Consider the following 25379-nt stretch of genomic DNA (forward strand, 5'->3'; position numbering starts at 1 on the left):
CGGATGTCAAGGTCCAGCCGGAACGGCCCGGCCCCGACGTGAGGGTGGTCACATGCGGATCGGCGAACTGGCCCGGCGGACGGAGACCTCGCCGCGCCTGCTGCGCTACTACGAGAAGCAGGGCCTGATCTTCCCGCGCCGCGAGGCGAACGGGTACCGGGACTACGACGAGTACCTGGTCGACCGGGTGATCCAGATCCGCGGACTGCTGGACGCGGGGCTGCCGACCCGGATCATCAAGCAGATCCTGCCCTGCCTGGACGCCCCGCGGAAGATCCACTTCGCGGACGCCACCCCGGAGATGCTCGACACCCTGGAGTCCGAGACCGAGCGGATGACCCGCCGCATCCACTGCCTGACCCGCAACCGCGACGCCATCCGGGAGTACCTGTCCGTGGTCAGGGAACTCGCCTGACCGTACGGGCGGTCGCGGCAGCGCGACGGCCCCGCGACCGGCGGGAACCGGTCGCGGCGCCGTTCGTCGTCGCCCGGGCCCGTGGGCCCGCGGGGCTCAGCCGATGGAGCGGGGCAGGCGGGTGGTCAGGTACAGCACGGTGAAGGAGCCGAGCAGCTGGACGCCGAGGCACAGGGCGAGCGCGCGGCCCATGCCGAGGCTGGGGGAGAGGGACAGGTAGAGGGTGCCGAGGGTGGCCACGCCGAGGGCGAGGCTGGACTGCTGGCCGGTGGCGAGGACGCCGCTGCCGACGCCGGCCCGGGCGGCGGGCACCTTGGCGAGCACGACCCGGAACAGCGGGGTGCCGATCAGGCCCTGCCCGATGCCCGCGAGGGCGACGCCGGGGGCCATCCGCAGCGGGGAGAAGTGGTCCGCGTCGGCGAGGACGGTCAGCGCGATGGTGATGAGGCCGAGGGCCTGGACGACGGCACCGGCGCTGAGCACCCGGCTGCCCCAGCGGCCGATCAGCCGCGGGCCGGAGAGCGAGGCGGTGAAGTAGCCGACGGCCATCGGGACGAGCGCCCAGCCGGCGGCGACCACGCCGAGCCGCAGGCCCTGCTGGAGGGCGACGGCGATGACGAACATGAAGCCGCCGAAGCCGGCGAAGTAGGGCAGCGCGATGCCGAGGCCGCGCCGCATCTCGGGGATCCGCAGCAGGCTGGGCGGCACCAGCGGGGTGGCGCCGCGCCGCTCCGCGCGGCTCTCGACCAGGGCGAAGGCGGTGGCGAACACCGGGAACAGGGCGAGCAGCACCCAGGACCAGAGCGGCCAGCCGGCCGCGCGGCCCTCCATCAGCGGGACGAGCAGGGAGAGCAGGGAGGCGGTGAGCAGCAAGGTGCCGGGTACGTCCACGGCGGCGGCCCGGGTGGCCCGGCTCTCCGGCACGTACCGGACGGCGAGGAGGACGGCGAGCAGCGCGAACGGGACGTTCAGCAGGAAGACCGAGCGCCAGCCGGTGCCGAACAGGTCGGCGGCGACGAGCATCCCGCCGAGCACCTGGCCGATCACCACGGAGATGCCGCCGACCGCGCCGTAGACGCTGAGCGCGCGGCCGCGCCGGGCGCCGTCGGTGGCGGCGGTGATGGTGCCGAGCACCTGCGGGATCAGCAGCGCGGCCGAGGCGCCCTGGGCGGCCCGGGCGGCGACCAGGGACCACGCGTCGGGGGCGAGGCCGCAGGCCAGTGAGGTGACGGCGAAGGCGGTGGCCCCGGCGACGAAGAGCCGGCGGCGGCCGAAGGTGTCGCCGAGCCGCCCGCCGAGGACGAGCAGGACGGCGAAGGCGATGCCGTAGCCGGCGGCGACGAGTTCCAGCACCGCCGGTCCGGCGGCCAGGTCCTGGTCGATGGTGGGCAGGGCGACGTTCACGATGAAGAAGTCGAGCATCGGCAGGAAGGCCCCGAGCAGGACGGTGACCAGCCCGGCGGTGCCGAGGGCGGGGGTGTGCGGGGCGGCGGCCTGCGGGGCGGTGGTGCTCGGGGCGGTGGTGCGGGCGGTGCTGGGCGGGGCCGGGGCGACGGCGAGTCGTTGAGTCACGGGTCATACGATCCGCCGGTTCCCAGCCTGGTACCAGAGTGTGGTTATCCAGGTATGAGAAGTACCTGGCAACAGGCTGCGGCGTGCCGCATGCTGGGGAGCATGAGCCTGATGACCCCGGCCGCGCAAGCCCGCCCCGGCACCGCCGCGCCGCACCGCGCCACACCCGGCGAAGCCCGCCGGCACGACCTGGCGGCGTTCCTGCGCAGCCGCCGGGAGCGGATCGCGCCCGAGCAGGTGGGCCTGCCGCTGACCGGCCGCCGCCGCACCCCGGGGCTGCGCCGGGAGGAGGTGGCGCAGCTGGCCGCGGTGGGGGTGACCTGGTACACGTGGTTGGAGCAGGGGCGGGACATCCAGGTGTCCGCCCAGGTACTGGACGCGGTGGCGCGGGCGCTGCTGCTGGACCCGAGCGAGCGGGCGCACCTGTTCACCCTGGCCGGTGCGGACGATCCGGCGCCGGTGAAGGAGTGCCCCTCGGTGACGCCGAGCGTGCGACTGGTGCTGGACCAGCTGGCGCCGTACCCGGCCGCCGCGGTCAACTCCCGCTACGACATCCTGGCGCACAACGTGCCGTACACCGCCATCGTCGGCGACCTCGGGGAGCTGCCCCCGGAGGAGCGGAACCTGATGTGGCTGGCGTTCACCCCCTCCCGCTTCCGCGACGTGCTGATCGACTACCGGACGGAGCGCCTCGGCATGGTGGCCCGGTTCCGCGCCGCGATGGCCGACCACTCCGCCGAGCCCGCCTGGAAGGCGCTGCTGGCCCGGCTGCGCAAGGCCTCGCCGGACTTCGAGGAGGAGTGGCAGCGGCACGAGGTGATGCGGCCACGCAACGGGATCAAGCGCTTCCAGGTGCCGGGCGTGGGCCTGCTGCGCTGCGAGTACACCAACTTCTGGCTCGGCCCCCGGCTCGGGACGCGGCTGATCAGCTACACCCCGCTGGACGAGGAGACCCGCCTCCTGATGGACCGGCTGCCGACACGGCGCTAGCCGCGCGGAGCTAGCGGCTCACCGCCACCCCGCGCCCGACCCCGCGCCCGGCCGCCCCGGGTATCGCCTCGCGCCCGAGCAGCAGGCACACCGCCGCCAGCGGCAGTTCGACGCAGCAGGCCATCACCAGCGCGGCGAGCACCGCGTGCCCCGGCCCGGCGCAGGCGATGTCGGCCAGGGCGTCCCCGGCGAGCAGCAGCGCCACCACCGCGCCCGCCCACAGGGCGGCGGGGCTGCGCCGGCGCAGCAGCGCGTCCAGCGAGAGCAGCGCGGCGAACTCCGCGAGGTCCAGCACCACCCACGGGGTCTCGTGGTTGACGGCCAGGACCATCAGCCAGGGCAGCAGCCCGAAGGCGGCCAGTCGCGGCAGCCGCTGGAACCGCTCCGGCAGCACGTACGCCGGAGTGCCCGGGGGGACGAGGGCGATACTCATGCGCCGACCTCGCTCCGCACGCGCTGCAGGGGGAGCCGCTCGACGGGCCCGCCCGCCGGGTGCCCGACGAGCACCGCATCGAACGGGCCCTCGGCCAGGGCGAGCCAGAACTGCCCGGCCACCGTGACCACTTCGCCCGCCGCCGCCCGGACGGTGCCGAACAGCCGCCGCCCGCCGGTGAACACCACCGAGGGCACCCGGCCGTCGGAGGGCAGCCGCCCCCAGGCGAGCACGTGCGAGCCCCGACCGGCGGACGGGCTGCGCCGCGCGCCGCGGACGAGCCGCGGGGCGAGCCGGGCGGCGACCAGGACGTCGGCCAGCTCGCCGTGCTGGTACAGCTCCAGCGCGGCCCGGCCGCGGCCGGACCCGACGCTGCGGACCGACCAGGGCCCGGCCCCGGCGGGCAGCGTCCCCTCCGGCCCCGGCGCCGGGCGGAGCGCGCCCCCGGGAACACCCCCGTGGTTCCCGGGGACGGGCCGCCCGTGCGGCGGGGTGGCGGAGTGCGATGCGGTGCTCGTCATGTCCCCAAGCCTCTCGTCGCGAGGGGGGTCCTGTCGGTGGTGCCCCACACCGAATCGGGGGTGTATCTAGCTACACCCCCGGCGGGGACCCCCCTTCATGGCGGCCGTTGATCACCGGGCCCTACGCTGTCCGGCATGCCCTCCACCACGTTGCGCCGAGCGCTCGTCAGGAGCCTTCGGCGACCACCGTGGTCGGCCGGGACCTGGCGGGACGCCCGCTTCATCGCCGCCGGAATACCCGTGGCCGTGCCGGTCTGGCTGGCGCTGACCGAGTCCAGCCTGCTCTTCCCGGTCCTCGGGGCCGTGCTGGTCTGCTCGCGCTGGCTCACCGCCCTCCAGCGCGGACGGCTGCGCGCCCTCCGCGGCGTGGAGGTGCCGCCGCCCGGCGCGCCCGCGGGCCGGCGGCTGGCCCGGCTGCGGATCGGCCTCACCTGGCGCCAGGTCGGCTACCACCTGCTGATCGGCCCGGTGCTGGCGCTCTGCGCGCTGGCCGCCGTCTACCTCTGGGGCATCGCCCTGGTGCTGACCACCCTGTACGCCTGGGTGTGGCTGCTGCCGCCCGAGGCGGGGCTGCGCGGTGAGCTGGCCGGTCTGGACGCGGCGCTCACGGTGTTCGGGGTGCTGCTGCTGGCAGCGGCGCCCTGGGCGACGGCGCTGGCCGCCCGGCTGGAGGTCCGGGCGGCGCAGCTGCTGCTCGGCCCGAACCGGGCGGAGCAGCTGGAGCAGCGGGTCGAGGAGATCGCCGAGTCCCGGGCCGGCCTGGTGGACGCGGTGGACGCCGAGCGCCGCCGGATCGAGCGGGACCTGCACGACGGCGCCCAGCAGCGCCTCACCTCCCTCGCGATGAACCTGGGCCTGGCCCGGCGCACCCTCAAGGACTGCCCGCCCGACGCCATGCAGGTGATCGTCGCGGCGCACGAGGAGGCGCAGGCGGCCATCGACGAGCTGCGCGACCTGGTCCGCGGCCTGCACCCGGCGGTCCTGGAGGACCGCGGGCTGGACGCGGCGCTGTCCGGCGTCGCCGCCCGGGCCCCGCTGCCGGTGCGGCTGGACGTCGAGCTGTCCGAGCGGATCGCCCCGACCGTCGAGGCGGTCGCCTACTTCACCGTCTCCGAGGCGCTCACCAACGTGGCCAAGCACGCCCGGGCCGAGCGGGCCGACGTCTCGGTGCGGACGATCGGCGGCCGGCTGCGCCTGGTCGTCAGCGACGACGGCGTGGGCGGCGCGGACGCCTCGCGCGGCACCGGGCTCACCGGTCTGCGCCAGCGCGCCGCCTCGGTCGACGGGACGCTGTCCGTTCTCAGCCCCCTCGGGGGCCCCACCACCATCACCGTGGAGTTGCCGTGCGTGCTGTGATCGCCGAGGACTCGGTCCTGCTGAGGGTCGGCCTGGTCAAGGTCCTGGAGGCGGTGGGCTTCGAGGTGGTGGCCGCCGTCGGGGACGCCGTCGAACTGCTGGCCGCCGTCGAGGAGCACCGCCCGGGCGTGGTGGTCGCGGACGTCCGGATGCCCCCGGGCTTCACCGACGAGGGCGTCAAGGCGGCGATGGTGATCCGGCAGCAGTGGCCGGACACCGCCGTGCTGCTGCTCTCCCAGTACGTGGAGGAGCGGTACGCCGCGGATCTGCTGTCGACCAACACCAGCGGCGTCGGCTACCTGCTCAAGCAGCGGGTGGCCAATGTGGACGACTTCGTGGACGCGCTCCAGCGGGTCGCCGAGGGCGGCACCGCGCTGGACCCGGAGGTGGTGGCCCAGCTGCTGGTGCGCCGCCACCGGGACCCGTTGGAGAAGCTGACCCCGCGCGAGCGGGACGTGCTCTCGCTGATGGCGGAGGGCCGTTCCAACGCGGCGATCGCGGGCGCCCTGGTGGTCAGCGACAGCGCGGTGGCCAAGCACATCAACTCGATCTTCACCAAGCTGGACCTCCCGCCGGCCGACGACAGCCACCGCCGGGTGATGGCGGTGCTGCGCTTCCTGGAGATCACGTGAGCGCGCGGTCCACCAAGGCGTGGCGGATCACCGGCGTGCTCACCGTGGTGTTCGTGGTGGTCATGGGCGGGGCGCAGACCCTGGCCCTGGTGGCCCGGCAGTCGCGGACCGAGCAGCAGACCTTCGTCACCGCCGTCCACAAGCTGCAGCTGGCCACGAGCAGCGCCTCCGTGCGGATCAGGCCGGGGGTGGAGGGCCGGGTGGTGGTGCGCAAGAACCTCGACTGGACGGTCTCCGAGCCCCGGGTGCGCGCCGATGTGGTCGGCGACACGATGACCGTCGGCGTGGAGTGCCGGCGTTCGCTGCCCTTCTACAACTGCGGCGCCTCGATCGAGCTGGAGGTGCCCGCGGGGACGGAGGTCGCCGGCACGGTGACCTCGGGGGCGGTCGAGGTGTCGGACCTCAGCGGCGCCGTCCGGCTGGACGGGACCTCCGGCTCGATCCTCCTGCACGGGCTGTCCGGCCCGGTCCGCGCCCGCACCACCTCCGGGATGACCCAGGGCAGGGACCTCTCCTCGGCGCGGGCGGAGGTGTCCAGCACCTCCGGGTCGGTGGACCTGACCTTCCGGTCGGCGCCGCAGGACGTCAAGGTGAGCACCGGCTCCGGCTCGGTGACCGTGCGGGTGCCGAAGGACAGCCGCTACCGGATCAACGGCGGGACGGGTTCGGGCAGCAGCTCCATCGATCCGGCCCTGGGCGACGCCGCCAGCGGCAGGAGCCTGGAGGCCGACGTCGGCTCGGGCTCCCTGGACATCGGGTACCGCCAGGATCCGGAGTAGGCGGGGCGGCTCACCCGGGTGGGGGACAATGGAGAGTCCCGTCCCCTTCGCCCAGAGGTCAGCCGCGCATGACAGTCACGCCCGCACCCACCGCGCCCGAGTCGGCGACCGCGACCGCGACCGGGTTCGCGCCGCTGGACATCGGCCCGATCCGGGTGTGGCCGCCCGTCGTGCTGGCGCCGATGGCCGGCATCACCAACGCGCCGTTCCGCACCCTGTGCCGCGAGCAGAGCGGCGGCAAGGGCCTGTACGTGTCGGAGATGATCACCACCCGGGCGCTGGTCGAGCGCAACGCCAAGACCATGCAGCTGATCAAGTTCGACCCGAGCGAGAAGCCGCGTTCGATCCAGCTGTACGGGGTGGACCCGGTGACCGTCGGCAAGGCGGCCCGGATGATCTCGGACGAGGGCCTGGCCGACCACATCGACCTCAACTTCGGCTGCCCCGTCCCCAAGGTGACCCGCAAGGGCGGCGGCTCGGCGCTGCCGTACAAGCGCAACCTGCTGCGCGAGATCCTGCGCGAGGCCGTCGCCAACGCCGGGGACCTGCCGGTGACCATGAAGATGCGCAAGGGCATCGACGACGACCACCTGACCTTCCTGGACGCCGGCCGGATCGGTGCCGAGGAGGGCGTGGCCGCGATCGCCCTGCACGGGCGCACCGCCGCCCAGCACTACGGCGGGACGGCCGACTGGTCGGCGATCGCCCGGCTGCGCGAGTCCGTCCCGGCGCACGTCCCGGTGCTGGGCAACGGGGACATCTGGTCCGCCGAGGACGCGCTGCGGATGATGCGGGAGACCGGCTGCGACGGCGTGGTGGTGGGCCGCGGCTGCCTGGGCCGCCCGTGGCTGTTCAAGGACCTGGTCTCGATCTTCGAGGGCGACGTCGACCACGCCCGCCCCGACTTCGGCTACGTGGCCCGGGCGATGGTGCGCCACGCCCAGCTGCTCGGCGAGTGGCTGGGGGACGAGGCGCGCGGTGTGGTCGACTTCCGCAAGCACGTCGCCTGGTACACCAAGGGCTTCTCGGTCGGCTCCGAGCTGCGGGTGCGGCTGGCGAACTCCTCCTCGCTGGCCGAACTGGCCGGGACCCTCGCCCAGGTGGAGCAGACCCAGACCTGGCCGATCGGCGCGGACGGCCCGCGCGGGCGCACCAGCGGCAACGGCCGGGTGGTCCTGCCGGAGGGCTGGTTGGACGATCCGTACGACTGCGCCCGACCGGGCGAGGACGCCGAATCGGACACCTCCGGCGGATGATCTAGCCGATCCGTCGAATTCGACCCCTCGGGGCCGCTGGCCACCCGGTCCCAGCCCTCTTGTCCATTCTGGACAGGAGGGCTCCTTTTCGGCGTGCTGATGTCACGGAACGGGCACGTTTCTGGACGCAGTGCGACGATTGGCGCAGGCGTCCTACGTTCGAGCCGTGAGACGGGCTGGTGACGCTTGCCACACGCCGGAGCGGGTGACGGTCGGTCAGTGGACGGAATGGACAGGTCGAGCGTGGAACGCTTCCCGAAGCCGGTTCGACGCCGATCGGCCGATCCGGGTGCAGGAAATCAAGCCGGGGCAACGCGACCGACCCGCGGTCGCTACCCAGCGTCCGAATCGGGCGATCTTCCTGTTTCCCCGCCTTCAAGACTTGAATGCTGGCTCGCGTCAGGGGGACGATTTCACCAACAGAGGTGAACGCCTTTATGTGCATTCGATCTAGCGGGTTACCACTCGGTACCGGCCTCGTGTGGCCTATTCAGGGCAGAGAAGTGCCTTCGAAATGGGTATGTTCTCCGGCGTCAGGGCAACCGCGTACGAGGAGACCGACCCGTGCCGTCCCAGCAGAAGTTTGTTTACTCCTTCACCGAAGGAAACAAGGACCTCAAGGATCTTCTTGGCGGCAAGGGCGCGAACCTGGCCGAGATGACCAATCTGGGGCTCCCCGTCCCTCCGGGGTTCACCATCACCACCGAGGCCTGCAAGGTCTTCCTGGAGACCGGTAGCGAGCCGTCCTCCCTGCACGAGGAGATCAGCGCCCACCTGGACGCCCTCGAACAGGAGATGGGCAAGAAGCTCGGCCAGGCCGACAACCCGCTGCTGGTCTCCGTCCGTTCCGGTGCCAAGTTCTCCATGCCCGGCATGATGGACACGGTCCTGAACATCGGCCTCTCCGACGCCTCGGTGGTCGGCCTGGTCGCCCAGTCCGGCAACGAGCGCTTCGCCTGGGACTCCTACCGCCGCCTGGTCCAGATGTTCGGCAAGACCGTGCTGGGCGTCGAGGGCGAGCTGTTCGAGGAGGCCCTGGACGAGGCCAAGCACGCCAAGGGCACCGTCAACGACCTGGACCTGGACGCTTCCGACCTCCGGGAACTGGTCGAGGTGTTCAAGGGCATCGTCGAGCGCGAGACCGGCCGGGCCTTCCCGCAGGACCCGCGCGAGCAGATGGACCTCGCCGTCCACGCCGTCTTCCACTCCTGGAACGGCGACCGCGCCCGGCTGTACCGCCGCCAGGAGCGCATCCCGAACGACCTGGGCACCGCGGTCAACGTCTGCAGCATGGTCTTCGGCAACCTCGGCGAGGACTCCGGCACCGGCGTCGCCTTCACCCGCGACCCCTCCACCGGCGCCCAGGGCGTCTACGGCGACTACCTGTCCAACGCCCAGGGCGAGGACGTCGTCGCCGGCATCCGCAACACGCTGCAGCTGTCCGAGCTGGAGAAGCTCGACAAGAAGTCGTACGACGAGCTGATGGCGATCATGCAGAAGCTCGAGAACCACTACCGCGACCTCTGCGACATCGAGTTCACCATCGAGCGCGGCAAGCTCTGGATGCTCCAGACCCGGGTCGGCAAGCGCACCGCCGCGGCCGCCTTCCGGATCGCCGTCCAGCTGGTCGACCAGGGCCTGATCGACCTGGACGAGGCCCTGATGCGGGTCACCGGCGGCCAGCTGGCCCAGCTGATGTTCCCGCGCTTCGCCCCGACCGGCGAGTCCAAGCAGATCGGCTGGGGCCTGGCGGCCTCGCCCGGCGCCGCGATCGGCAAGGTCGTCTTCGACTCGTACACCGCCGTCAAGTGGTCCCGCTCCGGCGAGAAGGTCATCCTGGTCCGCCGCGAGACCAACCCGGACGACCTGGACGGCATGATCGCCGCCGAGGGCATCCTCACCTCGCGCGGCGGCAAGACCTCGCACGCCGCCGTCGTCGCCCGCGGCATGGGCAAGACCTGCGTCTGCGGCGCCGAGGAGCTGGAGGTCGACACCAAGGCCCGCAAGTTCACCACCGCCGACGGCCTGGTGGTGCACGAGGGCGACGTGGTCTCGATCGACGGCGCCAGCGGCAAGGTCTACCTCGGCGAGGTACCCGTCCTGCCGTCCCCGGTGGTCGAGTACTTCGAGGGCACCCTGCACGCCGGCGCCGACGTCCAGGGCGGACTGGTCCAGGCCGTCCACCGGCTGATGTCGCACGCCGACGGCCGCCGCCGGCTCGCCGTGCGGGCCAACGCCGACAACGCCGAGGACGGCGGGCGCGCCCGCCGCTACGGCGCCCAGGGCATCGGCCTGTGCCGCACCGAGCACATGTTCCTCGGTGAGGAGCGCCGCAAGGAGGTCGAGCACCTGATCCTCGCGGACAACGACAAGGACCGCGAGCTCGCCCTCTCCACCCTGCTGCCGCTGCAGAAGGGCGACTTCCTGGAGCTCTTCCAGGCGATGGACGGGCTGCCCGTCACCGTGCGCCTGCTCGACCCGCCGCTGCACGAGTTCCTGCCGGACATCACCGAGCTGTCGGTGCGCGTCGCCCTCGCCGAGGCCCGCAAGGACCCGAACGAGAACGACCTGCGCCTGCTCCAGGCGGTGCACAAGCTGCACGAGCAGAACCCGATGCTCGGCCTGCGCGGCGTCCGCCTCGGCCTGGTCATCCCCGGCCTGTTCGGCATGCAGGTCCGGGCCATCGCCGAGGCCGCCGCCGAGCGCAGGCTGGCCGGTGGGGACCCGCGCCCCGAGGTGATGATCCCGCTGGTCGGCACCGTCCAGGAGCTGGAGCTGGTCCGCGACGAGTGCGAGCGGGTGCTCGCCGAGGTCGTCCAGTCCACCGGCGTCCCGCTGGACATCAAGCTCGGCACCATGATCGAGCTGCCGCGCGCCGCGGTGACCGCCGGTCAGATCGCCGAGGCCGCCGAGTTCTTCTCCTTCGGCACCAACGACCTCACCCAGACGGTCTGGGGCTTCTCCCGGGACGACGTGGAGGCCTCCTTCTTCACCGCCTACCTGGAGAAGGGCATCTTCGGGGTCTCCCCGTTCGAGACCATCGACCGGGACGGCGTCGGCTCGCTGGTCAAGCACGCCGTCGAGGCCGGCCGGGCCACCCGCCCCGACCTCAAGCTCGGCGTCTGCGGCGAGCACGGCGGCGACCCGGAGTCGGTGCACTTCTTCCACGAGGTGGGGCTGGACTACGTCTCCTGCTCCCCCTTCCGGATCCCGGTGGCGCGCCTGGAGGCAGGCCGCGCCGCCATCGAGACGGCGGGCAGCGACTCGCGCTGAGAGGGTAGGCATCCCCTACTCACGCGCGGGTACGACTGACCGCTCACCCTCCCGTCGGGAGGGCGTACACCGGAGCTCGGCGCAGGAGAACCGGCGTACGTGACACGGCCGCCCGGACGCTGCCGCCTGCCAAGCTGGACCGCATGACCAGAAGCAAGAGCCCGCTCGTCGTCGTGGCCGTCCTGATCCTGGCCGTGCTCGCCGGAGTCGGCTACCTGCTCGCCGGCAAGGGCGGCAGCAGCCACCCCAAGGCCGCCGCGAGCGCCACCACCACCACGGGCGCCACGGCCCCCAAGCCCTCGGCGCCCAAGCCGTCCCCGCCGGCCGGCGGCGCCCCCTCCGCGGCCGGCACCTGGGTGCCCGCCGACCCGGCGCTGGCCGACGTCTGCCGCACCAAGCTCCCCAGCCAGGCCCAGGACACCATCGGCCTGATCGCCAAGGGCGGCCCCTACCCGTACAACCGGGACGGCATCGTCTTCGAGAACCGCGAGAGCCGGCTGCCGAAGAAGGGCAACGGCTACTACCACGAGTTCACCGTGGTCACCCCGGGCTCCAACGACCGCGGCACCCGACGGGTCGTCACCGGCGGCGCGGGCGAGCAGTACTGGTCCGCCGACCACTACGCGACCTTCCAGGAGATCGACCCGCGCTGCTGAGCGGCGATTCCCGGAAAGTACTTTCCAACTCGGAAAGACGATGGCACAGTGGAGCCACCGTCACTTCCGAGGGGGAAGCATGAGTGACTCCGTTCCCACCCCGCCGCTGTCCGCCGCCGAGGCGCTGCGCCTGGCCGACCGGGCCGGCGCGGCCGCCCGGCGGCCGGGCGAGGTGCCCCGCTGGTACGGGCCGGCCTTCGCCTTCGCGTTCGCCGCCTACGGCCTGGGGATCGGCCAGGCCGTCGAGACCGGGCAGTTCGTGATGATCGCCGTGCTCGCGGGCGGCTTCGCCGCCCTGACCGGCGTCCTCGCCCGGGTCGCCGTGCGCAGCGACGGCATCGTCCGCCGGGGCGTGCCGGACGGCATCGGCGGCCCGGTCGCCCTCGCGGTCCTCGCGGTCTGCGCCGCGTCGGCGGCCGGGATGCTGCTCGCCTGGCAGGCCGGCGGCGGCCCGCGCTGGATCGGCGGGGCCGCCGGGCTCGCGGCGGGCCTGACCTTCTGGGTGGGCACCGACCGGCTCAACCGCCGGGTCCGGCGCTCCCAGGAGGCCGGCTGATGCCCGCCGCCCTCGACCCGCTGCTCCAGCACGCCACCCGGCTGACCGTGCTCGCCTTCCTCGGCGCCTGCCGCGAGGCCGAGTTCGGCGCCGTCCGGGACCACTGCGAGGTCTCCGACTCCGTCCTCAGCAAGGCCGCCACCGCCCTGGAGGAGGCCGGCTACCTCACGGTGAAGAAGGGGTACGTCGGCAAGCGCCCGCGCACCTGGCTCGCCGCCACCGCCGCCGGTCGCGCCGCCCTCGCCGCCCACCTCGCCGAGCTCCAGCGGCTGGTCGCCGCCGCCGAGGCGGCCGGCGCCCGACACGCCTGAGGCACCGCCGGGTTCACCGGGCCCGCCGCCAGCTGACCCGGCCGTGCGGGCCGTGCGGGCCGGTGGTGACCAGGGCGGTCAGCTCGTGCAGCACCGGCGCCGGATCGCGGCGGAGCTGGACCGGGGTGGTGCGCACCACCGGCAGGCCGGCGCCGGCCAGCCGGTTGGCGCGGGCCAGCCCGCGTTCGTGGTCGGCCGGGCGCAGGTGGTAGGCGCGGGAGTCGATCTCCAGCGCCACGCAGGCGTGCGGCCAGTAGGCGTCCGGCACGGCCAGGAAGCGGCCGTCCAGGAACAGCACCGGATTCCACAACGGCTCCGGCAGCCCCGCGTGGGCGAGCAGCTCGCGCGCCTCGCCCTCCACCACCGAGCGCACCCCGGTGGTGAGGTCCTCCACCACCCGGGCCACCTGCGGCAGCGCCAGCGCCCCCGGCCGGGCGAGCAACTGGTCCAGCAGCTCGCCGAGTTCGCAGTGCCGCCGCTGCACCGCCTCGGCGCACAGCGCCCGGAACCGGCGCTGCCCGGTCTCCCTCGGCGCCAGATCCGCCAGCGCCCGCGCGACCGGGGCGCTCCACAGCCCGTCGTCCCGCTCGAAGCCGCCCGGCATCACCCCGGACGACCGGTGGATCCGGACGAACTCCCGCTCCCTGACCCGGCGTTGGCCGGGGATCAGGACGTCGACCTCGGTCAGGTCGGCCGGGTGCCCGGCGCTCGGCAGCCCGGCCTCCGCCAGTACCGCGAACCCGGTCAGCAGCACCTCGCCGGGCTGCTCCTGCCGCCCCTTCGGACTCGCGTACGCCAGGGCCGCCCGGAGCTTCTGATGGCTCGTCAACCTCCCGTTCTGCAGGCAGATCACCCGCGGCAGCACCTGCTGCCAGGGCCCGCCCGGCCGCAGCCGGTGGGCGATCGTGCCGGAGGGCACGCCGAGCCGGCGCAGCTGCGCCCGGGTGGCGATGTGCTGCTGGTCGGCGCCGAGCAGGGCGACGGGGTCGAGCGGATGCGCGCGGGTCATACCCCGGTGCTGCCCGCCCGGATCGGAGGTATGCGAAACATCCCTCGTCAGGGGCGTTCCGGTAACGATGTTGACGAATCGGAGGCCGATCCGCTGTGCTGGAGGCACATGATGACCGAACCCAACGGCCCCGCGCTGGACGCGCTCAACGGCCTCTCCGTCGGTGACGCCCTCGGCGCCCAGTTCTTCGTCCCGGAAACCGCCCGGGCCCACTTCGCCTCCCGCACCGAACCGCCCGGCCCCTGGCCGTGGACCGACGACACCGAGATGGCCTGCTCGGTGTACGCCGCCCAGCGCGAACGCGGCGCGATCGACACCTTCGACCTCACCCACGCCTTCGCCCGCCGCCACGACTTCGACCGCGGCTACGGCCCGGCCGCCAACCGGCTGCTCCGGCTGGTTCGCGAGGGCGGCGACGCCGGGGCCCTGGCCGCCGAACTCTTCGACGGCCAGGGCTCGTACGGCAACGGCGCCGCGATGCGGGTCGCCCCGCTGGGGGCGGCGTACGCGGACGACCCCGCCGCCGTGGTCCGGCCCGCCGCCGACACCGCGGTGATCACCCACACCCACTCCCAGGCGGTGGACGGCACGATCGCGGTCGCGGTGGCCGCCGCGTACGCGGTGCGGGCGCGGACCGGGCCGATGGCGCCGGAGGCCTTCCTGGAGGCGGTGGTCGAGCTCACCCCGTACGGCGTCCTGCGCGACGCGCTCGCCGAGGCCGTCCGACTGCTCGCCGAACCGGATGCTCGGGCCGTTGCCCGACTGCTCGGCAACGGCAGCCGGACCTCGGCCGCCGACACCGTCCCGTACGCCCTGTGGTGCGCGGCCCGCCACCTCACCGACTACCGGGCCGCCGTGTGGGAGGCGATCGCGGCCGGCGGCGACATGGACACCGTGGCCGCGATCACCGGGGGAGTGGTGGCCGCTCACACCGGCACCCACGGCATCCCGGCCGCCTGGCTGGCCGCCCGCGAACCGCTGCCCGGCTGGGCGTTCCCCGAGCCGGGCAGCGTTCGGGCGGCTTCCGCGGACGCCTCGCATCTCAAGCCGCTGCGACTGCCCCGGCCCTGTCCGGTGCCGGACCTCGTCTGGACCGAGGAGCAGTGGCAGGCGGTGAGGTCGGGGCGGATCACCGGGGACGTCGACGGACGGTGGATGTTCCACACCGCCGAGGGCGTCCTGCACCTGCACCGCAGCTGGACCGGCTTCGAGATCTGGCGGGTGCGGGTGGCCCCGGTCAGGGGCGGCGGCTGGCGGCCGGTGTCCGCGCTGGTCGAGGCGCACCCCGGGCACTACCGGGGCGAGCCCCGGGTACCCGAAGGCCTCCTGCGCATGGTGGCCGAGGGCTGAACCCCCGGTCCCGGCTCAGGCGGTGATCATCAGCTGCCCGGCGCCACTGCCGCCCTGTCTAAGACACTCCTGGTTGATCGCCGGATCCGGGGCGCTCGGCGAGGTGGCGGCGGCGATCCGCAGCTCGATGATGTCGCGCACGGCCGGCCACTCGTCCTCCAGGATCGAGTAGAACGCGGTCGAGCGCACCACCCCGTCCAGCCCGCGCGAGTGCGCCCGGCGGACCCCCTCGGAGGTCGCGCCGAGCCGTTCGATGGCGGCCCGGGAGCGCAGGTTGCGGGCGTCCGCGCGCAGCGAGATCCGCTGCACGCCCCAGGTCTCGAAGGCGTACCGGAGCATGAGCAGCTTGGCCTCGGTGTTGATGCCGGTGCCCTGGGCGCGCGGGGAGAGCCAGGTGTTGCCGATCTCGGCGGCGTCCGGGACGGCCGTGGCCGGATCACCGAACGGCACGCCGGGCACCGGCGGCCACACCATGGGGCCCTGCCAGTAGTCGAGTTCCAGGAACCGGGTGGAGCCGACCACCCGGCCGTCGGCGACGTTCACCGTCGCGAACGGCAGCGACCGGCCCGCGGCCTGGTCGGCGAGGGCGCGCGCGATGTAGTCGCGGGCCGCTTCCGGACCGTGCGGGACGGGGGTGAAGGCATAGGTCGTACGGTCCTCGGCGCCGGCCGCGGCGATGGCCTCGGCGTGGTGGGCGGCGAGGGGCTCCAACCGAACGGTGCGGCCGGTGAGGAAGACAGGTGCTGGCACGGAACCTTGGTCCTTCATCGGTCGTAGGGCGCATCCGGCGCCGGGGTGCGGCACGGGCTGCGGTGGACGAGGGGTTCGCCCCGGCCCGGTTTCCGGCTCCGGGTACCCGTGTGCGCCGGAGGATTCCGGTCGGATGGGGCGGAGCGGCGGCCCGGAACGGGCGGCGAGGGTGCCGGAACGGACACGGATCCTCGGACCGGTCCGGCGGGAACAGCGAGCGGGACAGTGTGCGTCCGCGAAATGGCCGAAGAGGTAACGAGTGCGCGAAGGGAAGCAGGCGGCCAGGTGAAGGCAAGATGCGTCGTGGGTGTCTGACCGAGCAGCGATCCGGGTCGTGATCGACGGCGTTACGGACGACGTGACGACGACGCGACGATGCGAGGCAGCGAGAGGACGATACCCGCCAGAAGGCGGTGCGTCACTTCGCGGCACCCGAATGTCGGCGCGGGCCGCCACCGCGCGCCCCGGACGGGGCTGTTGAACGCCCGTGAACAGGGGTTTTACCCCCGGGTGCGATCATGGTCCGGAGCGGTCGGCGACGGTCCCCGAGCGTGTTGCCGGGCGGGTCGCGGGGCGGGCCGTCCGCGAGAGCGGTCGGCCGGAACGGGAATTCCCGCGCGTCCCGGCACGCTGGACAAGGCGAGAGCCGGTCGGAGCGGGACGAGCAGAGAACGGGGAAGGGTGCGCGGTGCGAGACTTCCAGGCGCTGTACGAGCTGGATGAGCGGGGCGTGGCCGCCGTGGCCGAGGCCAACGCGGAGCTGCGCGACACCGGCGCCGGCCTGGTGCTGCTCCAGCACTTCGAGGGCTTCATGGACGCCGGCGAGGCGGGCGCCCAGGTGGTGGCCCACCTGCTGGAGACGGGCTCCCCCCAGGTGGTGGCCCGCTTCGACCACGACCGCCTGGTCGACTACCGGGCCCGCCGCCCCGCGATGGTCTTCGACCACGACCACTGGTCCTCCTACGACCCGCCGGAGATCCTGCTCCAGCTGGTCCGCGACGCCGCCGGCGCCCCGTTCCTGCTGCTCACCGGCCCCGAGCCGGACGTCGAGTGGGAGCGCTTCGCGCGCGCCGTCCGGGAGCTGGTGGAGCGCTTCGAGGTCCGGCTCAGCCTGGACTTCCACGGCATCCCGATGGGCGTGCCGCACACCCGCCCGGTCGGCCTGACGCCGCACGGCAACCGGCTCGACCTCGCGCCGGGGTACCCGCAGTGGTTCGAGCAGGCGCAGGTCCCGGGCAGCGCCCAGGCCCTGCTGGAGTACCGCCTGGCCGAGGCCGGGCACGACGTGCTGGGCTTCGCCGTGCACGTCCCCCACTACGTGGCCCGTTCGGCCTACCCGGCGGCCGCCGTGCTGATCCTGGAGGCGGTGCAGTCCGCCACCGGACTGGTGCTGCCCGGCACCCGGCTGCGCGAGCGGACGGGCGAGGTGTACGCCGACATCGAGGAGCAGCTGGCCCAGGGCGACGGCGAGTTGCGCTCCGCCATCCGTGGCATGGAGGGCCAGTACGACGCGGTCGCGGGCGCCGAGGGCCGGGAGAGCCTGCTGGCCGAGCCGGTCGACCTGCCGTCCGCGGACGAGCTGGGGCGGCGCTTCGAGCAGTTCCTCGCCGAGCACGAACGCGGCGCGGAGTAACGGGAACGGGGCAACGGGAACGGGGCAACGGCAACGCAGTGACGGGAGCGGAGTCGCCGGAACGGCGTAACGCCGACGCCGTGGCGGGAGTCATCGGCGCCGCCCGTACGTTGAGCCGTGCGGTGCCCGGGGGGACCGGCCGCCGCGTACGCAGCTGCCCGTGACCCGCACCCCCAGGGGGGACGCCATGCCCAGGACCACCCGCCCGTCGACCGTCGCGACGGCCCTCTCGGCCGCCCTGCTGCTGGCCGCCCTGGCCGGGTGCGGCGGCGGGTCGGACGGACCGGACGGCTCCGACCGGGGCTTCGCGGGCGCCCTGCCCGGTCGCGCCCCGGCCGGTGCGACCCCGACCCCCACCCCGACACCGACCCCGCCGCCCGTCGCCCCGTACGTGGCGCTCGGCGACTCGTACACCGCCGGGCCCCGGATCGCCCCGCAGGTCGGCGACCCGGCCGGCTGCGCCCGCTCCGGGGTCAACTACCCCTCCCTGCTGGCGAAGGCGCTCGGGGTGGCGCCCGGGCAGTTCCGGGACGTCAGCTGCAGCGGCGCCCGCACCGGGGACCTCAGGAGCCCGCAGAAGACCGCCGACGGCCCCAACCCGGCCCAGCTGGACGCGCTGACCCCGGACACCCGGCTGGTCACCGTGGGCATCGGCGGCAACGACGCCGGTTTCATGGAGGTCGTCACCGAGTGCGCCAAGGCCACCCTGGCGGACGCGGTGAAGGACCTGGTCGGCGAGGACCGCGCGGCCGCGCCCTGCCGGGAGCACTACGCCTCCGGCGGCACCGACGAGGTGCGGGCCCGGGTCGACGCGGCCGGCGAGCGGCTCGGCGAGGTCCTCCGGGAGATCGGGCGCCGCTCCCCGCGGGCCCGGGTGTACGTGGTCGGCTACCCGGCCCTGCTCCCGGCCGACCCGGCGGGCTGCCGGGCGACCCTGGGCACCACGGTCGCGGCGGCCGACCTCGGCTTCCTCACCGAGAAGGAGCAGCAGCTCAACGGCATGCTCAAGCAGCGCGCGGAGGCCGCCGGGGCGGTGTTCGTGGACACCGCCGGGCCCTCGGCCGGGCACGACATGTGCGCGGGGGAGGACGCCCGCTGGATCGAGCCGCCGTTCCCGGCCCACGGCCTCACCCCGGTCCACCCCAACGCCAAGGGGGAGGAGGGGGTGGCCGCCGCGCTGCTCAAGGCCGTCCGGGGCTGAGGCTGCCGCAGACCGTGCCGCCGACCGCGTTGGTCGGCGGCACGTGGTGATGGATCTACGGATCCGCACTCTGCGCCTCACGTGGGGCACGCCTCCCGCGTCAGTGGGACGGCGTACCGTGAGTGCCATGTGACTCCGCCTCTCCGCGATGACGGAGCGGCTTCTCACTCGGCTCTGGGAGCCTCATGACGGTCAAGCCCTGACCGCTGCCCGAGGACAGGTGGCCGAGTATATGTCACTCCGCGCGCCCGGCCGACTACGCAAGGAAGTGGATGGACGACACCACGCACCGCCTCGCCGCCCCGCTCCCGTACGACCACGCCGCCGAGGCCCGCTGGGTCCCCGAACCGGACAAGCGTCCCGGCCGCACCGCCTTCCAGCGCGACCGCGCCCGGGTGCTGCACTCCGCCGCACTGCGCCGGCTGGCCGGCACCACCCAGGTGGTGGCCCCGATGCGCAGCGACTTCCCGCGCACCCGGCTCACCCACTCGCTCGAATGCGCCCAGGTCGGCCGGGAACTGGGCGCCGCCCTCGGCTGCGACCCGGACCTGGTGGAGACCGGCTGCCTGGCCCACGACATCGGCCACCCGCCCTTCGGCCACACCGGTGAGGAGGCCCTCGACCAGGCCGCCGAGGCCTGCGGCGGCTTCGAGGGCAACGCCCAGTCGCTGCGCATCCTGACCCGGCTCGAACCCAAGCGCTTCGCGCCGGCGGAGGAGCAGCCGGCCTCCCGGCTCGCCCCCTGGCCCGGGCGCAGCGTCGGCCTCAACCTGAGCCGGGCCGCCCTGGACGCGGCCACCAAGTACCCGTGGACCAAGGGCGCCCACCCGACCGACCCGGCCTCGCCCAAGTACGGCGTCTACGCCGACGACCTGCCGGTCTTCCGCTGGCTGCGGGCCGGCTCCCCGGCCGGGCGCAAGTGCTTCGAGGCCACCGTCATGGACTGGTCCGACGACGTCGCCTACTCCACCCACGACGTCGAGGACGGCCTCCAGGCCGGCCACATCGACCCGGCCGCGCTGCGCGCCCCCGGCGAGCGCGCCGACCTGTTCAAGGTCGCCGAGCGCTACGCCCCGGACGCCGAGCCGGAGGAGCTCTCCGCCGCCCTGGACCGGCTGCTGGCCCAGGACTTCTGGCCGCAGGGCTACGACGGCACCGCGCGTGCCCGGGCCGGGCTCAAGGACCTCACCAGCCAGCTGATCGGCCGCTTCTGCCTGGCCGCCGAGCAGGCCACCCGCGCCCGCTACGGCCCCGGCCGGCTGACCCGCTACACCGCCGAGCTGGTGGTGCCGCGGGAGGTCCGGCTGGAGGTCGCGGTGCTCAAGGCCGTCGCCGTCCTCTACGTGATGATGCGCGACGAGCAGGCCCAGCTGCGGGCCCGCCAGCGGATCGTGATCGCCGAGCTGGCGTACGTGCTGAACCAGCGCGCCCCCGAGGGGCTGGACCCGGTCTTCACCGCGATGTACCACGAGGCCGAGGACGACCGCGCCGCCCTGCGCACCGTGATCGACCAGATCGCCACCCTCACGGACGCCTCGGCGCTGGCCCTGCACGGCAGGCTGGTCGGGGCCTCCTGGACCTGACGCCCACGTCAGGCCACGTGAGGCCCACGTCACGCCCGCCCGGCGCGGCCCGGGCCCGGACCCGGGCCGCGGCCCCGGCCGGAACCCGGCCGGCAGCCCCGGCTCGAAACCCCGGCCGCCCCAGTAGACTTCCGGGGTGGCCGGGCGGATCAGGGACGAAGACGTACAAGCGGTGCGCAGCGCACTGCCGATCGACGCGGTGGTCGGCGACTACGTACAGCTGACCAACGGTGGCGGTGGCGAGTACAAGGGCGTCTGCCCCTTCCACGACGAGAAGTCGGCCTCCTTCTACGTCAACCCCGCCAAGGGCGTCTTCCACTGCTTCGGCTGCCAGGAGAACGGCGACACCATCGCCTTCCTGATGAAGATCGAGCACTTCACCTTCGCCGAGGCCGTCGAGCGGATGGCGGCCCAGGCCGGCATCACGCTGCGCTACGAGGAGGGCGGCTACAGCCCCCGCCACCAGCAGGGCGAGCGGACCCGGCTGGTCGAGGCGCACAAGGTGGCCTCCGCCTGGTACCAGGAGCAGCTGGCCTCGGCGGAGGCGGAGATCGGCCGCCGCTTCCTGGCCGAGCGCGGCTTCGACGAGGAGGCCGCGAAGACCTTCGGGGTGGGCTACGCCCCGGCGGGGTGGGAGCACCTGGTCCGCTACCTGCGCGGCAAGGGGTTCAGCGACAAGGAGATCCTCCAGGGCGGCCTGGCCTCGCAGGGGCAGCGCGGCGGTCTGATCGACCGCTTCCGGGGCCGGCTGGTGTGGCCGATCCGGGACATCGCGGGCGAGGTGGTCGGGTTCGGCGCCCGCCGGCTGCGCGAGGACGACAACGGTCCGAAGTACCTGAACACCCCCGAGACGCCGATCTACAAGAAGTCCCACGTGCTGTACGGCATCGACCTGGCGAAGAAGGAGATCGCCAAGTCGGGCCGCGCGGTGGTGGTCGAGGGCTACACCGACGTGATGGCCTGCCACCTGGCCGGGGTCACCTCGGCGGTGGCGACCTGTGGCACGGCGTTCGCCGAGGACCACATCAAGATCATCCGTCGGCTGCTGATGGACACCTCCCAGTACCGCGGCGAGACGGTCTTCACCTTCGACGGCGACGCGGCCGGCCAGAAGGCCGCGCTGCGCGCCTTCGAGGACGACCAGAAGTTCGCCGCCAAGACCTCCATCGCGGTCAGCCCGGGCGGCATGGACCCCTGCGACCTGCGGCTGGCCCAGGGCGACGAGGCGGTCCGGCAGCTGATCGACCACCCCGTCCCGCTGTTCGAGTTCGCGCTGAACACGGCGGTCGCCAAGCACCGGGTCGAGACCCCCGAGGGGCAGGCCGCCGCGATGGAGGAGGCCGCCCTGATCGTCGCGAAGATCAAGGACCCGTCGATCCGGCACGGCTACGCGATCCGGCTGGCCGGCATGGTCGGGGTGAACCCGGGCGACGAGCAGTTCGTGGTCCGCCGGATCTCCCAGCTGGCCCGCTGGGAGCGGGAGAAGCAGCAGAACCCCCGCGCCAACGGCCAGCAGCGCCGCACCGAGCAGCCCGTCGCGGTGCCGGGCCCGGCCAGGCCCGCGTTCCGGCTCAACCCGCGGGACCCGGCCCAGTTCGTCGAGCGGGAGCTGCTCAAGCTGGCGCTCCAGCACCCGGAGCTGGTCAGCCCGGCCTTCGACCAGTACGGCGACGACGAGTTCCCGACCCCGCCGTACACCGCCGTCCGGCAGGCCATCGCCAAGGCCGGCGGCACCGGGTACGGGGCGGCCGCGCCCGACTTCACCGGCGCGGTGCGCGAGGCCTCCCCGGACGACCAGGTGCGCTCGCTGGTGACCGAGCTGACCGTCGAACCGGTGCGCTCGCTGCGCAAGGCGGACGCGGTCTACGCGGGGGAGTTCCTGGTCAAGCTGCGCCTGCTGGCCGTCGACCGGCGGATCGCCGAGGTCCGCGGCTACCTCCAGCGGCTGGGCCACCGGGCGGACGCCGAGCAGCTGCACGCGGTGCAGACCGAGCTGTGGCAGCTCCAGCAGTACGGCGACCAGCTCAAGAGCCGGGGCGCCGGGGCGTTGTAGCGGGTTCTCCGGCGCGAACGGCCCCGGGAAGTCCCGCACAGAAAGTCGGCGCACGAGTCTCGGCCACGGAGCGTGGCGTACCCCACACTGGAGGGCGTCCCACCTCCGTACAGCGCGGGTCCGCCAGAGTCGCGCCCGCCCCGAGGGATGCCCGTGGACCGAGGCCTTGCCGCAGCGACCACCGCCACCAGACGAGCCGAGCCGACCGGACGGGCCGAGCCCACCGGACGAGCCGAACCGACCGAACCGACCGGACGGGCCGAGCCCGCCGGGCCGCCGACCGGGGAGCAGGAGACCGACCACGGCCGGGCCGGGGCCGCGCCCCCGGGCCCACGGGTTCCCGCCCAGGAGCGGCCGGAGGGCCACCCCGACAGCCCGGAGGCGGCGGCCGAGCCGGACCTCGACGACGATGGCCCCGCCGAGCGCTCCGAGGGCGGCGGTCCGGCCGCCGACCTGCTGCGCCAGTACCTGCGCGAGATCGGCCGGATCCGGCTCCTCACCGCCGTCGAGGAGGTCGAACTGGCCCGCCGGATCGAGGCCGGACTGTTCGCCGAGGAGCAGCTGAACGCGGACCCGCCGCCGCCCGACCCGCTGGCCGGCGAACTGGACTCCCTGGTGGTCCTTGGCCGGATCGCCAAGCGCCGCCTGATCGAGGCGAACCTGCGCCTGGTGGTGTCCGTTGCCAAGCGCTACGTCGGCCGCGGGCTGACCCTGCTGGACCTGGTCCAGGAGGGCAACCTGGGCCTGATCCGGGCGGTGGAGAAGTTCGACTACGCCCGCGGCTACAAGTTCTCGACGTACGCGACCTGGTGGATCCGGCAGGCGATGAGCCGGGCGCTGGCGGACCAGGCCCGGACGATCCGGGTGCCGGTGCACGTGGTGGAGCTGATCAACCGGGTGGTCCGGGTGCAGCGCGCGCTGCTGCAGGAGCGCGGTCTGGAGCCCAGCCCGGCCGACATCGGCACCGCCCTGGAGCTCACCGAGGTGCGGGTCCGCGAGCTGCTCCGGCTGGCCCAGGAGCCGATCTCGCTGCACACCCCGGTCGGGGAGGAGGACGACGTCGCGCTCGGTGACCTGATCGAGGACGCCGACGCCGCCTCACCCGCCGAGTCGGCGACCTTCCTGCTGCTGCGCCAGCACCTGGACGCCGTGCTGGCGACCCTGGGCGAACGGGAACGCCAGGTCGTCCAGCTCCGCTACGGCCTGGACGACGGCCGCCCGCGCACGCTGGAGGAGATCGGCTCGGTGTTCGGCGTGACCCGGGAGCGGATCCGGCAGATCGAGTCCAAGACGCTGGTCAAGCTCCGCGACCACGCCTCCGCCGAGCAGCTGCGCGGCTACCTCGACTGACCGGGCGGGGACGCGGCCGGGCTCGGCGAGACCTGCTCGGCCGGCGGTGCCTGGGTCGCGCCCTGCGCCGGGTCGGCCGAAGCCGGTGCCGAAGCCGGTGCCGAAGCCGGTGCCGAGGCCGAGTCGCTCGGCGTGGCCCCGGCGCCCGGGGGCGGCGAGGCGGGGCCGATCGGGATCGGGGTGGAGGCCACCACCCTGGCCAGGTCGGTGACGGTCCCGGTGCAGTCGTGCCCGGCCGGCTGGGTGCCGCAGACCTGGAAGCCGATCGAGGGGTCGGCCGCGTTCAGCATCGGCGAGTAGTTGTCGTAGCCCCAGTGGATCATCGCGGTCTCGCTGTCCCCGGTGGTGTCGGTGATCACCGCGAAGTCCTTGGGCTCGCCCTCGGAGATCGCCGCCCAGGCGGCCTGGCAGGTCTGGCTGTAGCGGAGGTAGACGACGACCTTGCCGATGACCTGGGTCTGCAGCGTGCGCGCGTCCCTGCCGCAGCCGGTGGTCTTGGGGTCCTTGTGGGCGCAGCCGAGGGCCCGGCAGTCGGGGGCGCCCGCCACGGCCGCCGTGGTCGGGGCGGCCCTGCCGGTGGCCGAGGTGCTCGGGGCCGGACCGTCGGCGGCCGAGGCCTGGTCGTCGTGCCGGCTGAGGTGCAGCCCGGCCAGCACCAGCAGCAGTGCCAGCACGGCCGCACCGGCGACCAGGGCCGCGGGACGGCGCCACCAGGCGACGGCGGGTTCGTCGGCGGTCTCGCCGGTGGTCTCGGCGGCGGGCCCGTCGGCGGCTCCGGCGACCGGTCCGGCGGTCGGGTCGTCGCTGGGCTCGGCGGTTTCGGCGGGCTCGGCGGCCGGTTCGGACGGGTCGGTCCCGGGGGCCGACCCGTCGTCGGTCGGCGCCGGCTCCGCGCTCCGGTCCCCGGGCTCCCCGCCCCGGTCCTCGGTCTTCGGGGCCACGGCCTCCCGTGCCACAGCTTCCTGGGCCACGGTCCCCGGGGCCACGGGGACGGCCGCCCGCTGCCGGAGCCGGCGCAGCACCACCGGGTCGCAGTCGACCGCCCTGATCAGCGCCTCCAGCGCCTGCTCGGTGACCACCCGCTTGCCGTTCAGCCAGCGCTCCCAGGAGGCCCGGCTGTAGTGGGTCCGGGTGGCGAGCTCGGACAGTGACAGTCCGGCGTCGTCCTTGAGCTTGCGGAGCTCCTCGGCCAGCAGGCGGGCGGGCTCGGACAGCTCCTCGGGCAGGTCCTTCCAGACGGAAGCCAACGCGGTCCTCCATGAGTCGCGGGACGGGACGACGGTGCGACGGGGCGGGAGGTGCGCGCCCGGTCCGGCCGTTCGGCGTCTCCTCGTTCTCCAACCTCAGCGGCCCGGTGTCCCAAACTCCAGGTCATGGCGTTGAGACGGACGGAAGTGTCTCACAACCCCCCGGAACCATCGAACAGTCATGTGTTCGTCGTGCAGAGTTCTCCCTGCCGGTGCGTTCCACCGCCCCGGCCGTTTCGTTCGGGCCCCGGCCGGTCGGCCGTGGTCGGCCCGATACGGAGTCCCGGATCCCCCACCGGTCGTGGCAGCCTCACGGGGGGAGGCTGCCCCGACCGACCGGGACCACCCGGTGGGAGGGCGCTTCCCCTGCGCCCTCCCACCGCGGCGTTTCCCGGGCGCAGAGCCTGTGTGTTATAAAAATCAACGAACCCACCTGACCCCAAGCAAACGGGG

At 73.9% G+C, this 25379-nt stretch carries 22 protein-coding genes; 16 read left to right on the forward strand and 6 right to left on the reverse strand.

The annotated features are described in order from the left end of the window. Positions 1-52: 52 nt before the first annotated feature. A complete protein-coding gene (locus ACFWXO_RS18415; protein WP_380524896.1) occupies positions 53-415 on the forward strand; it encodes a MerR family transcriptional regulator in 363 nt (120 codons plus the stop codon). A 96-nt stretch (positions 416-511) separates the two neighbouring features. On the opposite strand, the gene ACFWXO_RS18420 is transcribed toward ACFWXO_RS18415, so the two are convergent. Then, positions 512-1987 (reverse strand): MFS transporter, encoded by a 1476-nt coding sequence (locus ACFWXO_RS18420; protein WP_380524897.1) that lies wholly within the window; start codon positions 1985-1987, stop codon positions 512-514. Between the two features lie 111 nt (positions 1988-2098). Here ACFWXO_RS18420 and ACFWXO_RS18425 point away from each other — a divergent pair, with 111 nt between their 5' ends. Next, positions 2099-2977 carry a helix-turn-helix transcriptional regulator gene (locus ACFWXO_RS18425; RefSeq protein WP_375892555.1) on the forward strand — a complete coding sequence of 293 codons (879 nt, stop codon included), beginning with the start codon at positions 2099-2101 and terminating at the stop codon, positions 2975-2977. A gap of 10 nt (positions 2978-2987) precedes the next feature. Here ACFWXO_RS18425 and ACFWXO_RS18430 read toward each other — a convergent pair whose 3' ends face one another. After that, positions 2988-3410 (reverse strand): hypothetical protein, encoded by a 423-nt coding sequence (locus ACFWXO_RS18430; RefSeq protein ID WP_380524898.1) that lies wholly within the window; start codon positions 3408-3410, stop codon positions 2988-2990. Next, entirely contained in the window at positions 3407-3931 is a 525-nt protein-coding gene (locus ACFWXO_RS18435) for a hypothetical protein (RefSeq protein WP_375892512.1), read from the reverse strand. Before ACFWXO_RS18435 ends, ACFWXO_RS18430 begins: the two co-directional genes overlap by 4 nt. Positions 3932-4066: 135 nt before the next feature. Between ACFWXO_RS18435 and ACFWXO_RS18440 the strand changes: the two genes are divergently transcribed. From ACFWXO_RS18440 to ACFWXO_RS18475, 8 genes are all read left to right on the forward strand, one after another. Next, positions 4067-5287: a histidine kinase gene (locus ACFWXO_RS18440; protein WP_380524899.1), complete on the forward strand. Its 1221-nt coding sequence runs from the start codon at positions 4067-4069 to the stop codon at positions 5285-5287. Beyond that, a complete protein-coding gene (locus tag ACFWXO_RS18445; protein ID WP_380524900.1) occupies positions 5275-5919 on the forward strand; it encodes a response regulator in 645 nt (214 codons plus the stop codon). Before ACFWXO_RS18440 ends, ACFWXO_RS18445 begins: the two co-directional genes overlap by 13 nt. Next, a complete protein-coding gene (locus ACFWXO_RS18450) occupies positions 5916-6698 on the forward strand; it encodes a DUF4097 family beta strand repeat-containing protein (RefSeq protein ID WP_380524901.1) in 783 nt (260 codons plus the stop codon). The genes ACFWXO_RS18445 and ACFWXO_RS18450 overlap by 4 nt, the downstream gene beginning before the upstream one ends. Positions 6699-6766: 68 nt before the next feature. Beyond that, the gene (gene dusB, locus ACFWXO_RS18455) at positions 6767-7954 is read left to right on the forward strand and encodes a tRNA dihydrouridine synthase DusB (RefSeq protein WP_375892519.1); all 1188 of its coding nucleotides are present in this window, start codon (positions 6767-6769) and stop codon (positions 7952-7954) included. A 564-nt stretch (positions 7955-8518) separates the two neighbouring features. Then, positions 8519-11227, forward strand: a complete 2709-nt coding sequence (gene ppdK, locus ACFWXO_RS18460; protein ID WP_375892521.1) for a pyruvate, phosphate dikinase — start codon at positions 8519-8521, stop codon at positions 11225-11227. Positions 11228-11370: 143 nt separating this feature from the next. Next, positions 11371-11883 (forward strand): ribonuclease, encoded by a 513-nt coding sequence (locus tag ACFWXO_RS18465; protein WP_375892523.1) that lies wholly within the window; start codon positions 11371-11373, stop codon positions 11881-11883. A gap of 79 nt (positions 11884-11962) precedes the next feature. Beyond that, on the forward strand, positions 11963-12439 hold the full coding sequence (locus ACFWXO_RS18470; protein ID WP_380524902.1) for a hypothetical protein: 477 nt from the start codon (positions 11963-11965) through the stop codon (positions 12437-12439). Then, positions 12439-12750 (forward strand): transcriptional regulator, encoded by a 312-nt coding sequence (locus ACFWXO_RS18475; protein WP_375892526.1) that lies wholly within the window; start codon positions 12439-12441, stop codon positions 12748-12750. Before ACFWXO_RS18470 ends, ACFWXO_RS18475 begins: the two co-directional genes overlap by 1 nt. 13 nt (positions 12751-12763) lie before the next feature. Here ACFWXO_RS18475 and ACFWXO_RS18480 read toward each other — a convergent pair whose 3' ends face one another. After that, positions 12764-13759: a hypothetical protein gene (locus ACFWXO_RS18480; RefSeq protein ID WP_380524903.1), complete on the reverse strand. Its 996-nt coding sequence runs from the start codon at positions 13757-13759 to the stop codon at positions 12764-12766. A gap of 108 nt (positions 13760-13867) precedes the next feature. Here ACFWXO_RS18480 and ACFWXO_RS18485 point away from each other — a divergent pair, with 108 nt between their 5' ends. Further along, entirely contained in the window at positions 13868-15109 is a 1242-nt protein-coding gene (locus tag ACFWXO_RS18485) for an ADP-ribosylglycohydrolase family protein (RefSeq protein WP_380524904.1), read from the forward strand. 15 nt (positions 15110-15124) lie between these two features. On the opposite strand, the gene ACFWXO_RS18490 is transcribed toward ACFWXO_RS18485, so the two are convergent. Then, on the reverse strand, positions 15125-15859 hold the full coding sequence (locus tag ACFWXO_RS18490) for a GNAT family N-acetyltransferase (RefSeq protein ID WP_375892532.1): 735 nt from the start codon (positions 15857-15859) through the stop codon (positions 15125-15127). Between the two features lie 688 nt (positions 15860-16547). Here ACFWXO_RS18490 and ACFWXO_RS18495 point away from each other — a divergent pair. The 5 genes from ACFWXO_RS18495 (at position 16548) to ACFWXO_RS18515 (ending at position 23679) form a co-directional block, all read left to right on the forward strand. After that, positions 16548-17492 (forward strand): PAC2 family protein, encoded by a 945-nt coding sequence (locus ACFWXO_RS18495; RefSeq protein ID WP_360228636.1) that lies wholly within the window; start codon positions 16548-16550, stop codon positions 17490-17492. Positions 17493-17679: 187 nt separating this feature from the next. Further along, positions 17680-18693 (forward strand): SGNH/GDSL hydrolase family protein, encoded by a 1014-nt coding sequence (locus ACFWXO_RS18500; RefSeq protein WP_380524905.1) that lies wholly within the window; start codon positions 17680-17682, stop codon positions 18691-18693. Between the two features lie 272 nt (positions 18694-18965). Continuing rightward, positions 18966-20276, forward strand: a complete 1311-nt coding sequence (locus tag ACFWXO_RS18505; RefSeq protein WP_375892536.1) for a deoxyguanosinetriphosphate triphosphohydrolase — start codon at positions 18966-18968, stop codon at positions 20274-20276. Positions 20277-20412: 136 nt separating this feature from the next. Then, on the forward strand, positions 20413-22329 hold the full coding sequence (gene dnaG / locus ACFWXO_RS18510; RefSeq protein ID WP_380524906.1) for a DNA primase: 1917 nt from the start codon (positions 20413-20415) through the stop codon (positions 22327-22329). A 147-nt stretch (positions 22330-22476) separates the two neighbouring features. Beyond that, complete coding sequence (locus tag ACFWXO_RS18515; protein WP_380524907.1) at positions 22477-23679, forward strand: sigma-70 family RNA polymerase sigma factor; 1203 nt, start codon at positions 22477-22479, stop codon at positions 23677-23679. Here the strand turns inward: ACFWXO_RS18515 and ACFWXO_RS18520 are convergent. Further along, complete coding sequence (locus tag ACFWXO_RS18520) at positions 23667-24926, reverse strand: helix-turn-helix domain-containing protein (RefSeq protein WP_380524908.1); 1260 nt, start codon at positions 24924-24926, stop codon at positions 23667-23669. The genes ACFWXO_RS18515 and ACFWXO_RS18520 overlap by 13 nt on opposite strands. Between the last annotated feature and the right edge of the window lie 453 nt (positions 24927-25379).

The sequence above is a fragment of the Kitasatospora sp. NPDC059088 genome (assembly GCF_042738155.1).
GTDB lineage: Bacteria > Actinomycetota > Actinomycetes > Streptomycetales > Streptomycetaceae > Kitasatospora.